The following is a 12,228-nucleotide window of genomic DNA, read 5'->3' on the forward strand; positions in this document are numbered from 1 at the left end:
CGCGCGAGGTCGGTGATGTGGGCGCGGACCTCGCCGCCTTTCCAGGGGGAGAGGTCGTGCTTGCGGTCAACACCGTAGGCAGAGGTGTCCTGGCTGATCACCAGCAGTTCCTTGACCCCTGCCTCGACCAGTTTCTCCGCCTCGCGCAGGACGGCGTGGGCGGGGCGGGACTGCAGGAGGCCGCGCATATCCGGGATGATGCAGAACTTGCACTTGTGGTTACAGCCCTCGGAGATCTTGAGGTAGCTGTAGTGGCGCGGGGTCAGGGTGACGCCGGTAGCCGGCAGCAGGTCGATGAACGGGTCGGGTGAAGGTGGCACGGCGGCGTGGACGGCATCCAGCACCGCTTCGTATTGGTGTGGGCCGGTGACGGCGAGGACACGGGGGTGGGCGCCGGTGATGTAATCGGGTTCCGCGCCGAGGCAGCCGGTGACGATGACGCGGCCGTTTTCCACCAGCGCCTCGCCGATGGCTTCGAGGCTTTCGGCCTTGGCCGAGTCGAGGAAGCCGCAGGTGTTGACGATGACGGCGTCCGCCCCCTTGTAGTCGGGCGAGATCGCGTAGCCTTCGGCGCGCAGGCGGGTGAGGATGCGTTCGGAATCGACCAGGGCCTTGGGGCAGCCGAGGGAAACCATGCCGATCGTGGGCTGGCGTGAGCCGTCCGCCCTTGGCCGCCGGGTATCGGGTATCAGGGATCGGGCGAGGTCGGGGCGGAGGATGGGCGGGTTTTCGGACATGGGCGGGATATAGCGGGAAATCGGCTAGATGGGTAGGGGGCCTTGTCCACGCGTGGACAAATGGCCGGTGCATGGAAAATCAATGGCTTGGCGAAAGGAATTAGGGAATTGGAAAGGATTGCGCGCGTTGTTAAGGGGCAGTTGTCGACCGCTGCGGCCCTACAAAGACAAACGGCCCCGCAGTGCTGCGGGGCCGTCGGGATCAGTTTGCCGAAAAGGGTTACTGGCTCAGCTTGTTGAACTCAGCAAGGCCGGTGGCGATGATGTCGTACCATTCGCCGGACTCGCGCATTTCGGTGATGCCGCGGTTCAGCATGGCGATGTAGACCCGGCCACGCGGATTGCTCTTCGAGGTCAGGAAGTGGTAGGTGATGAAGGTCGCCAGTGCGGGGTTCGGCACCACTTTGTCGGCCGCCTTCAGCTCGGCAAAGTTGCTGGCCGAGGTTTCGGCTTCGATAGAGTAGAGATCAACCTCACCTGCCAGCAGCATTTCTGCGCATTCCAGCGGGCTTTTCGGCTGTACGAATTCGATCACCGGCGGGGCCAGGCCCTGCACTTCGAGGTCGCCCGTTGGCCAGGCTTCGGGACGGCAGATCTTGGCGCCGGCATAGTCTGCGAAGGTGCGGGCGTTGGCATATTTGCTGTCGATCAGCGTGTTGAAGGCGTAGGCGGTTTCATAGATCGGCAGCGAGAAGTCGAATTCGGTGCACATCCGGGCCGAGAATTCACCAAGCATGTCCAGCTTGGTGCAATCGGGCGATTCCCAGGCGATCGAGACGTCGAACGCGCCCGAGGGCAGCAGCACGTCAATATGCGACATCCAGTCATCGACATAGTCGATCTCAAAGTCGCGGTCATTGCCGCCTCGCTGCATCGCGGTGGCCGCCATCCGCACGAAGATACCGCCGCCGGTCAGCGATTCGTCGGCAAACGGCATCCAGTCGTTGGACGACACGAACTTCAATGCCGGCTCGTAGGTGTTGCTTTTCTTTTTGGTGGTTTCCTGCTTTTCGGTTTCCTGCGTGATGATCGCGCTAAGCTCGGTGTCGGGCGACAGGCGTCCGTCTTCGCAAGGCAGGATCAGTTGCAGGCCGGCGGGAAGATTGTTCGGGTTGGCGGCCAGCGCATCGCGGTTGGCGTTGAAGATCATCTGATAGTCATAGGTGCCATAGGCTGCCTGAGCGATGGTGCCCAGCGTGTCGCCTTCCTGGACCGTGTAGGTGGTACAATTTTCCTGCGCGAATGCTGCGACCGGCAATGCCAACGCGATGGCCGCCAGAGCATACATACGGATCGTATTATGTGCTGCTTTCATCTGTTTCGTCCTTCTGACTTTTGTTGCCGGAGCCGACACTATTGGGTCAATTCCGCGTTAAGCTGACTGATTGTTTCACAAAGCCCGAGGTGCATGGCACCAATAAGGCAATTTATTGACTTCACTGTTACTTGGTGGGTCGTGCGAGGGCGGTTGAAACAATATCGTACCACTCGCCTGATTGGTACATTTCGGTCACCCCTTTGTTCATCTCTTCCAACACCGCGACGGCCGCAGGATTCGACTTGTGAGCGATGACGTGGAGCGTCTGGATCGTGGTCAGATGCGGGTTTTCGACCACGGTTTCTTCCAACCCAAGGCGGTTGATTGCGGCATTGCCGGCATCGAAATCCATCGCCACCAGATCTGTCTTGCCGTCGGCGAGGGCGGTAAAGCAGGCGTCCGCATCGGCCGGGCGCATCAGTTCCACCGCACCGCCGGTAAGACCGACCGCATCCAGCACGCCCGTGGTATTGCCTTCGGGCCGGCAGATGCGTTTGCCGAACAGATCGTCATAACGCACGGCATCGGCAAGGCCGCTTTCGCGCAGGGCGTAGAAGCCTTCCACAATCTCGAACAGCGGGTCGGAAAACACGAAATTCTCGCAGCGGCTGAGGTCGCCAGCGGTCAGCGTCTCGGGGGCTTCGCAATCCGGACGCGCCCAGGGAAAGCTGAGGTCATAAGCACCCGAGGGCAGCAGGGCGTCGATATGGGCCTGCCAATCGTTGATGAAGGTGATGGTGTAGGGCATCTGTGGATCGGCACGGAAGGCGGCCATTTCCACAAGTTGGGTCACCATGCCGCCGCCAGCCAGCCGTTCGTCGGTAAAGGGCGCATAACCGTTGCCGGTGACAAAGCCGAGGGCCTTTTGGCCGGGTACTGCCTCGGGCGCGGCGGCGGCTGCGGCGGTCAGCGCCTCTGGCACCGGTTCTGGCGCAGGCGCGGCTTCGACGACCGGCTCTGGTTCGGGTTCGGGTTCGGGTTGTGGTTCAGGTTCGGGGGCGACGACGACTGCCACCACTTCGGGTTCTGGTACAGGTTCGGCCTCTGCTGCAGGTTCGGCTGCGGGTGCCGGTTCTTCTTCTGGTGCAGGTTCGGCTGCGGGTGCTGGTTCGGCTGCGGGCGCCGGTTCGGCTGCGGGTGCTGGTTCTTCGACGGCAACGGTCACCGGGTCCGGCGCATTCGGATTGCACGGGATTGTCAAGACTACCCCGACCTTGATCAGATCGGCATTGTAACCGATGACGTCGGTATTGGCGTCATAGATGACGCGGTACATGTCGCCGTTGCCATAGGCCTGGCGTGCCATCGAGCGCAGATTGTCGTTGGGCTGAACAGTGTAACTTGCGCAGGCATCCTGCGCCATGGCTGCCGTGCCCGACAAAAGCGCGGCCATCAGCCCTGCGTGCAAGGCGGTCAATTGTCCTGGCATTGTTCGCCTCCTATGATCAGTTGTCAGATATCGGTGCAATTGGGCGTGTTTGAGGCGCTAATGCGGTGATTTTGGTTTGCTTTTGTAGACTTTGCGCGGGCCAGAGCGGCGGGCCGCACCTTCAGGCCAGCACGAAACCACCTGCGCAGGGTGCGGAGGCAGTTTCGCGGATCTTCAGGCTAAGGCATCGCGGTTTGACCTTTGGCGGATCAGGGCGCGGGGCCGTCGATGGCCAGTTGCAGGAAAGCAGACTGGACTTTGGTGCCACGGATCACCGCAAGCTCGACGGTGGCAAGTTGGCGTTCGATCAGGGCCGGCATCACCGTCTCAAAGGATTGCGGGCCGTCGATGGCAACGCCAGTGAACTTTTCGCGGAAGATCACGTCGCCTGGCAGAAGGTTGGTTGCACTGCCTTCCTTTACCGACTTGACCGTTGTCAGCCATTGGCCGTCTTTGAAGCTGACCACCAGATCGACGCCGCTGGCAAGGCTGAGCAGCCGGATTGTCTGGACCGCGAGAAGGCCGGACTGTTCGTTGCCGGCGGCAGTGCTGAAGCGGACGGTGGAACGGGCGTAGCCGTCCAGGTCAACTGTCAGGCCGCTTAGCACCATGCCGGCGACGGTTTCTGCGCCCTTGATCGGGGTGCCGTTGACGGCGGTGATGATGATGCCGGGTTTCAGCCAATCGCCTGCAATGGCAAGATCGGCGGTGGGGTCGATGCGCGACACGACGCGGGTGCGGTTGCCGTTGACGATACGCTCGACTTCGTAGAACGGCATCCGGACATCCCAGGCGGCGAAGGAAATCTGCTGCTGCTGCAGCGGCACCTGTGGCTGGACGGCTGGGGCTGCAGGCTCTGCCTTTGCGACTTCGACGGCAGGAGCCTCGGCAACCGGGGCCGCGGCGGTGTCTTCTGGCTGGGCAACTACGGGTTCAACCACGGCAACGACCGGATCATCGGCAGCAACCGGAGCGGTGCTTTCGGCGACAACGGTAGCGGGTGCGGCGACGGCCTGTGTTTCGGCGGCCACTGCGGTTTCCGGCGCAAGCTCTGCGACTTCGGGCGCAACTGCTGCGACGACTTCAGAAGTTGCGGGGCCGCGGTTCATCGCGAAGACCAGCCCTGCGGCTATTGCCACCACGACCAGGCCGCCTGCCACCAGTGCGGGGACTTTCTTGCCGGAAGGTGCAACGCTGACAGCCGGGCTGGCGATGCGTTCGGAGCGTGCCGGTGCCAATGGGGCGGGTGCGTCAAATGCCGGGGCGCTGATCGTTGGTTCGGCGAGAACCTGCGGCACGGCGAAACCATGCCGTTCGGGATAGATTGGCAGCACGCCTGATTTGCGGAAGAAGGCAAGCCATTCGCCCGGCGATTGCACCCGTTCCTTGGGGCGGATGTTCATCGCAGTGTCGATCGCTTCGAGAAACCCCTTCGGGTAACCTTCAAAGCGGCCGGCAAGCGGCAGATAGGAATCGGGCCGGCCTTCGGCCATTTCGGACAACCGCATCTGGCCATTTGAGGGGGCAGAGCCGGCAATCACATGGTACAGCGTCGCGCCAAGGGAGTAGAGATCGCTGTAGGGGCCCTGTTCGGACCCTGCGATGTAGAATTCCTGTGGCGAATAGCCGTCCTTTACGACGCGCATCGCGGTCATCGTGCGGCCGCCTTTGGCAACCTGATCACGCGCGGCGCCGAAGTCGATGAGGACCGGCTCTCCGCTGCGGCTGATCAGAACGTTGTCGGGCGAGATGTCGCGGTGCAGCATGCCGTTGTCATGGATGAACTTCACCGCGGCCAGCAGCTTTTCCGTCATCCGCACGATCTCGTCGGGGGCAAGCTTGGTTACGCCGTCGTCGATAACATCGAGAAGGTCGCGGCCATCAATGTAGTCAAGCGCCATATAGGCAGTGCCGTTGTCTTCGAACACCTGATGCACCGCCACGATATTGGGGTGAACAAGCCTTGCCAGATTATGCGCCTCGCGGATGAACAGCTGCACTACCGAGCGAAGTTCGGAGGTGTGAGCGCGCGACCGGGCGGTGACAACATCTTTGCTGCGGCGGCAGAATGAACTGAGGAAGCATTCCTTGATCACCACGACCCGGTTCAGGCTGTCGCGCGCCAGATAAGTGATCCCGAACCCGCCGTTGTTGAGGAACTGGGTTATGGTGTACTGGCCGTTGAGGAGCTTGGTGCCAGGCTGAAGCTCGTCAAGCTCGCCGTTGGCGTCGCCCGTCGAAACGTCAGCAACATTCTGTTGTGCCATTTCCGGTTCCTTTCAAAGAAGACCCGTTTTCAGTGCCGACCCAGAAATTCGTTTCAACCAAAAGCGGCAAACTCGTCTTTGGCGCACGTCATCATTCCACTCTGGATTGATTTAGATGGCGGCGAAAATGGGGCGGTGCGAAGGAATATTGAAGGTTCCGGGCTGATTCAGGGGCAAATTGCTGGATCGGACTGCCCGGATGAGCAATGGCCGACCGGTCAGGCACCGATTCGGCCGCACCGTCGAATGGTGTTATGTGAAGGTGTTTGCACCGGATTTTGGTCGGTGAGGCGCCGTCGGCCTTAAGGTATCAAGTCCCGCCCGCGATGATCTTGGTGCCGGTCGGCCGATGGTTTTAGCGCCGCAGACCCATCCGCGCCATTACGCCGTCTGTCTTGACCGCGGCATGCCAAATGGCCGCGGCCACGTGCAGGGCAACCAGCGCGATCAACAGGTTTGCGGCGATGCCGTGCACGGTGCGGGCGGTGAGGCTGTTGAAATCTGCAGGCAGGCTGCCCTGACCGAAGAACACGATGTTGGGCAGGCCGATGGCGAGCGACATCGTAATCCCCGATCCCGCCATCACGAAGACAAGGAGGTAGAGCCCCCAATGCGCGGCAGTGGACGCAGCATTGACCGAAGGCGGCACGTCGGCGCGCAGGCGAATGATCAGCCGGACGAGCATCAGCACAAGGATCGCGCCGCCGATGATCATGTGTCCGGCCAGCGCGCCGATCTTGGCGGGGTCGGAATTTGGTACTTCGTCCACAAAGAAGGTGCCACCGATCAGGCCAAGCAGCACCAGCGAAGCAATCAGCCAATGCAGGACAACCAAGGCGCGGGCGTAGCGGGCGGGCATGCGATGTCTCGCTTTTCCAGTTGCGGGAAAGGTGCCGCGAAGGTGCGTCTTTCGCAAGGATTTCTTGATGGTGGCGATCTCGGCCATTTGATGCGCGGGGGGAATCGCTGTCTTGTTTGGTGCGGGGACGGGGCGTAGACTCGGTATCAACGTCATGTTTTTTCGGGGGAATGGATGCGCTGGATCATCCGCGTGGGGCTGGGGCTGGCGGTGCTTGTGTTGCTGGCGGCGGGGTTGCTGGCGCTGGTTCCGGGCGATCGGGTGGCCGGTGCGGCGGCGGCAAAGTTCGAAAGCCTGACCGGACGCAAGCTGGTGCTGGAAGGGTCGGTGACGCCGACGCTGTGGCCGACGCTGGGGGTGAAAACCGGGCCTGTCACCATTGCCAACGCGGATTGGTCGGATGAAGGGCCGATGCTGAAGGCCGACGCGCTGACCATCGATATCAACCTGTCGGCGCTGTTCGGCGGCGAGGTGAGGATTACCGGGATCGAGGCGGTGCGGCCGCAGATCATTCTGGAGCGCAGTGCCGAGGGGCAGGAAAACTGGGTGTTCGGTGGCAAGGCGGGCGGCACGGTTTCGGCGCAAACGCCGGGCGTGGGCCAGGCCTATGCGCTGGACAAGGGCGTGATCCGGGAAGGTACGTTCCTGTTCATCGACCACCAGTCGGGGCGGCGGGTGGCGCTGGATGCGATCGAGGCGGAGGTGGCGATCCCTGAGTTTACCGGGCCAGTGACGCTGACCGGGACGGCGGTATCGGGCGGGCAGGCGGTAGGGTTGACCGCGACGGCGGGGGTGTATTCGGCCTTTACCGAGGGCCGGGTGGTGCCGTTTCAGGCGGCGCTGACGGCGGGCGGATCGACGGTGACGTTTGACGGGCGGCTGGGCACCAAGCCGTTGATGGCGGAAGGTGCGCTGGCGGCGGATATGGCGGATGTGGCGGCGCTGGCGGCCTTGGCGGGCGCCGGGGCACCGACGTTGCCGCAGGGCCTTGGGGCGGACAGTCTGTCGGTGAAGGGGCAGTTGACGCTGGCCAAGGACGGGGCGCTGTTCCTGCGGGGGGCGACGATCGTCGCGGATGGCAATACGCTGAGCGGCGACGCCGATCTGACGCCGGGTGGCGCGCGGCCAAAGCTTTCGGCGCAGCTGAAGGCCGGGCCGCTGAGGCTGGCCGGTTTGTCGGGCGGTACCGGTGGCGATACTGGCGGCGATGTTAGCAGCGGGGTGGCCGAGGGTTGGTCTGACGATGTGATCGACGTGTCGGATCTTGGCGCGGTGGATATGGCGGTGGCGCTGGTGGCACCTTCGGTTGACCTGGGGCAGTTGAAGCTGGGGCCGACCGGCCTGAAGCTGACGGTCGAGCGCGCGCGGGCGGTGTTCGATATCCGCGAGATGGCGGCCTATGGCGGGCAGATCACCGGCGAGTTCGTGGTCAATGGGCGAGGAGGGCTATCCGTGGGAGGTAACCTTGGCTTTGCCGGCCTGCAGATGCAGCCGCTGCTGGCCGACCTTGCGGGCTATGACCGGCTGGTGGGCAGTGGCAATCTGGATCTGCAGTTTCTGGGCGTCGGCAATTCGGTCGAGGCGATCATGCAAAGCCTGAAGGGGCAGGGCACGCTGGAACTGGGCAAGGGTGAATTGCGCGGGTTCGACCTTGGCGGCATGTTGCGCACGCTGGATGCGGGGTTTGTGGGCGAGGGCCAGAAGACCACCTTTGACGGGCTGGCGGGAACCTTCACCATCGCGGACGGCGTGTTGTCGAACAGCGATCTGAAGCTGGTGGCACCCGATGTGACAGCGTCGGGATCTGGTGAGGTTGGCATCGGGGCGCGGACGCTGGACTACCGGATCAGGCCGACAGCGCTGGCGGAAACCGATGGCACGGGCGGGGTGATGGTGCCCTTGCTGATCACCGGGACCTGGGCCGCGCCGAAGTTCCGTCTGGATCTGGAAGGCATCGCCCGCGAGAAGATGGAAGCCGAAGCGCGTGCGCTGGAAGAGCGGGCGCGGGCGGCTGCGAAGGAGGCGGAGGCCAAGGCGAAGGCGGAGCTGGAGGAAAGGCTGAAGGAGGAGCTGGGCGTCGAGGTACTGCCCGGCGAAACCGTCGAAGACGCCACCAAGCGGCGGGCGGAAGAAGCGTTGGCGGAGGAGACGCGCAAGTTGCTGGAAGGCTTTCTGCAGGATAACTGAGGCGGCATTGCTGCGCAGATTTGGGCCGCCTGTGGCTTCGGCTTGGTATGGGGCGCGATCACAGTGATGGCATCGCACCCATAGGCATATTGCGTGGTCTGGGACGTGGTTTCGCGGCGCGCCCGGTAACTGGGCCACGCTGAACCGCGCTGAGGGGCGGAAGAGGCACGACAGGCCGGGTACGGCGCTGGTTGAACGGCGCCGCACCCCGTTTCACGACCTACGTTAGCTGAAAGGGACGCAGAACAGGCGTCAGGTGCGCCTCAGCGCCGCCGATCCCGGCGCGCGCTCATCGGTTGGAAGGCGACACCGACGTGGGCTTCGCAGTAGGGTTTGCCCGGCAGGGACGGCAGGCCGCAGAACCAGAAATCATCGGTCGCGGGATCGCCGATCGGCCATTTGCAGGTGCGTTCGGTCAGTTCCATCAGCGTCAGACGCTTGGCCCGCTTTTCCACTTCGCGCACGGAGGCCAGCGCTTCGGGGCTGATCTCGTTCAACGAGGGTTGCGGCGGCAGGGGTTGGCCCGCCGGAATGATCGCCTTGCGCATCGGCAGCGGCGTCACGTTGGAAGCGGGTGCTGCAGCAGGGCGCGGGGCCGGGTCGGCGGCCGGGCGCGGTTCGACGCGCGGCGCGGGGTCAATCCGGTGGGCTGCCGCGGCGGGGGCGGCGGCGACAGGAACGTCTTCGACCTCATCCTTGCCGCCAACCCGATTGGACAGGCCAAGGCGATGCACCTTGCCGATCACGGCATTGCGGGTGACACCGCCCAATTCCTTGGCGATCTGGCTGGCCGACTGGCCTTCGCCCCACATGCGCTTGAGCGTCTCGACGCGCTCGTCGGTCCAGGACATCGTTCTCTCCAGTTGGCGGCTTGTGGCGGCATTGTAACCGCGACGGCACGGGATACAAGGCGAAGGGCCGAAGATCAAGCGCGGAGCGCGGTTTGCGCGAGGTCACGCTTGTGGCGTGGCGCATGCGGGGGGCGTCGGGCGTGGCCGTCAGCCGATCACCCGTCGCTGGTGGGGGTATCGGGGGCATCCCAGTCGAACATTACCACATCGGGCGTCTCTTTCGCCGCAAGCTGTGAATAGAGCCCGCGGGCTGCTGCATTGTCGGGTTCGGCCAGCACAAAGGCTGTTTGGCACCCGCGGGCACGGCCATCGCTGCGGATTGCGGCCACGAGGGTGGTGGCAATGCCTTGCCTGCGCGCGTCTTCGTTCACGCCGAGTTCCATGATGTACAGGCTGGGTGGTTTATCGGGATGGTGCAGCACTGCGCCGCTGGCAAAGCCCGCAACGCGCCCGTCCAGCACTGCGACGACGATAAGATGCGAGGGTTCGGCAAGGAATGCGGCGAGCCAATCCTGATGAACCGGGCCATCGAAGACATCGGCGTCCCAAAGCAGGGGTGCATCCTCGGGGCCGAGGCGCAGGAGTACGGCACTGGTTTGCATGCGATAAGGATGAGGATGCCTGGCGCGCCTGTCAAGTTCGGGCTTCCCTTTTTCGCGCGCATCGCGTAGCCGGTCAGCATGACCGACCGGAACAGATTCATCGCCCGCCCCCGAACCATCGCCCGGCGACGCCGCTAAGGCGATCGGTTCCGCATTGCCCCGCGCCAGAGGGCAGCTTCCTTCGTTGACACCCCGCCTTTGCAGCCGTTACGGCTATGGCTTCTTTCCGAAAGGGTTTTCCGTGATGATCCCTGCCGTTTTGCCCACTTACAACCGTGCACCCTTGGCTTTCGTCAGTGGCCAAGGGTCATGGCTGACCGCCGATGACGGCAAGCGCTATCTCGACCTTGGCGGCGGCATTGCGGTGAATGCGCTGGGCCATGCGAACCCGGCGCTGGTAAAGGCGCTGACCGATCAGGCGCAAAAGCTGTGGCATGTGTCGAACGTCTACCGCATTCCGGAACAGGAGCGGCTGGCGGCGATGCTGGTGGAGCGGACCTTTGCTGACACCGTGTTCTTCACCAATTCCGGCACCGAAACCGCCGAGCTGTCGATCAAGATGGCGCGGAAATTCCATTACGAGAACGGCCAGCCGGAGCGGGTGGAGTTCATTGCCTTCGAGGGGGCGTTCCACGGCCGATCCACCGCAGCGATCGCTGCCGCAGGGTCTGAGAAGATGGTCAAGGGTTACGGCCCGCTGATGCCGGGGTTTCGGCAGTTGAAATGGGCCGATCACGATGCAATCCGCGCTGCGATCACCGATCAGACCTGCGCGGTGATCATTGAACCCATTCAGGGCGAGGGTGGCATCCGGGTGGTGCCAGACCAGTGTCTGAAAGGCTTGCGCGATCTGTGCGACAGCACCGGCACGTTGCTGATCTTTGACGAAGTGCAATGCGGGATGGGGCGGACGGGAAAGCTGTTCGCGCATGAATGGGCCGGGGTGACGCCGGATATCATGATGGTGGCCAAGGGCATCGGCGGCGGTTTTCCGTTGGGCGCGGTGCTGGCGACGGAACGGGCGGCGTTGGGCATGACGGCGGGCACGCATGGCTCCACCTACGGCGGCAATCCTCTGGGCTGCGCCGTGGGGGCAGCGGTGCTGGGCATTGTCGGCGAGGATGCGTTTCTGGCCGATGTCAGCCGCAAGGCGGCGCTGTTCCGGCAGGGATTGGAATCGCTGGTGGCACGGCACCCGGAGGTGTTCGAGGCGGTGCGCGGACAGGGGCTGATACTGGGCCTGAAGTGCCGGGTGGCCAATGCTGACATGGTCAAGGCCGGGTATGCGGCTGGGGTTCTGACGGTGGCGGCGGCGGACAATGTGCTGCGCCTGCTTCCGGCACTGAACATCCCGGATGCCGATATCGCCGAGGCGCTGGACCGGCTGGACCGCGCCGCTGCAGAGGTTGGGCGCGGGGCGGCGGTCTGATCTCTTTCACTTTTCAAACAATCCCACGGGGAACTTGGTGCCGTAGGATGCCGGTACTTACAGAAAGCGAACACGATGAAACATTTCCTTGATATCCACACCACCGCTGCGGCGGAATTGCGCGCGATGATGACCTCGGCCCATGCGATGAAGGCGGCGCGCAATGGCCGCCCGAAAGGCGCGCCGGATGATGAGCAGCCGCTGAAGGGCCACATGGTGGCGCTGATCTTCGAAAAGCCATCGACCCGGACCCGGGTCAGTTTCGATGTGGGCGTGCGCCAGATGGGCGGCGAGACGATGGTGCTGTCGGGCAAGGAGATGCAACTGGGTCATGGCGAGACGATTGCAGATACTGCGCGGGTGCTGTCGCGCTATGTCGATCTGATCATGATCCGCACGTTCGAAGAAGCGACGCTGCTGGAGATGGCGGAACATGCGACGGTGCCGGTGATCAACGGGCTGACCAACCGCACGCACCCCTGCCAGATCATGGCCGACGTGATGACCTATGAGGAACATCGCGGGCCGATCGCGGGACGCAAAGTGGTC

At 63.4% G+C, this 12,228-nt stretch carries 9 protein-coding genes and 1 pseudogene; 3 read left to right on the forward strand and 7 right to left on the reverse strand.

Annotation, left to right across the window (positions count from 1 at the left end; all coding sequences use genetic code 11):
• From RMO18_RS06695 to RMO18_RS06715, 5 genes are all read right to left on the reverse strand, one after another.
• Positions 1-737, reverse strand: a 737-nt coding sequence (locus RMO18_RS06695; protein ID WP_309664739.1) for a radical SAM protein, incomplete at its 3' end; no start/stop codon positions are given.
• 220 nt (positions 738-957) lie between these two features.
• Positions 958-2,052 (reverse strand): LysM peptidoglycan-binding domain-containing protein, encoded by a 1,095-nt coding sequence (locus RMO18_RS06700; RefSeq protein WP_309664740.1) that lies wholly within the window; start codon positions 2,050-2,052, stop codon positions 958-960.
• Between the two features lie 127 nt (positions 2,053-2,179).
• Complete coding sequence (locus tag RMO18_RS06705) at positions 2,180-3,484, reverse strand: transporter substrate-binding domain-containing protein (RefSeq protein ID WP_309664741.1); 1,305 nt, start codon at positions 3,482-3,484, stop codon at positions 2,180-2,182.
• A gap of 209 nt (positions 3,485-3,693) precedes the next feature.
• Positions 3,694-5,751: a serine/threonine-protein kinase gene (locus tag RMO18_RS06710; protein WP_309664743.1), complete on the reverse strand. Its 2,058-nt coding sequence runs from the start codon at positions 5,749-5,751 to the stop codon at positions 3,694-3,696.
• A 355-nt stretch (positions 5,752-6,106) separates the two neighbouring features.
• Positions 6,107-6,610, reverse strand: a complete 504-nt coding sequence (locus RMO18_RS06715; protein ID WP_309664744.1) for a cytochrome b/b6 domain-containing protein — start codon at positions 6,608-6,610, stop codon at positions 6,107-6,109.
• Between the two features lie 174 nt (positions 6,611-6,784).
• On the opposite strand from RMO18_RS06715, the gene RMO18_RS06720 reads away from it, so the two are divergent.
• Positions 6,785-8,797, forward strand: coding sequence for an AsmA family protein (locus RMO18_RS06720; protein WP_309664745.1), 2,013 nt, complete (start codon positions 6,785-6,787; stop codon positions 8,795-8,797).
• A 263-nt stretch (positions 8,798-9,060) separates the two neighbouring features.
• Here RMO18_RS06720 and RMO18_RS06725 read toward each other — a convergent pair whose 3' ends face one another.
• Positions 9,061-9,648: a GcrA family cell cycle regulator gene (locus RMO18_RS06725; protein ID WP_309664747.1), complete on the reverse strand. Its 588-nt coding sequence runs from the start codon at positions 9,646-9,648 to the stop codon at positions 9,061-9,063.
• A 155-nt stretch (positions 9,649-9,803) separates the two neighbouring features.
• A complete protein-coding gene (locus RMO18_RS06730; protein ID WP_309664748.1) occupies positions 9,804-10,250 on the reverse strand; it encodes a GNAT family N-acetyltransferase in 447 nt (148 codons plus the stop codon).
• Between the two features lie 244 nt (positions 10,251-10,494).
• On the opposite strand from RMO18_RS06730, the gene RMO18_RS06735 reads away from it, so the two are divergent.
• Together RMO18_RS06735 and RMO18_RS06740 are read left to right on the forward strand one after the other, a co-directional pair.
• Positions 10,495-11,679 (forward strand): aspartate aminotransferase family protein, encoded by a 1,185-nt coding sequence (locus tag RMO18_RS06735; protein WP_309664749.1) that lies wholly within the window; start codon positions 10,495-10,497, stop codon positions 11,677-11,679.
• A 75-nt stretch (positions 11,680-11,754) separates the two neighbouring features.
• A pseudogene (locus tag RMO18_RS06740) lies at positions 11,755-12,228 on the forward strand (ornithine carbamoyltransferase); the annotation flags it as partial.

The organism is Tabrizicola sp. (assembly GCF_031377265.1).
Classification (GTDB): domain Bacteria; phylum Pseudomonadota; class Alphaproteobacteria; order Rhodobacterales; family Rhodobacteraceae; genus JAUYQR01.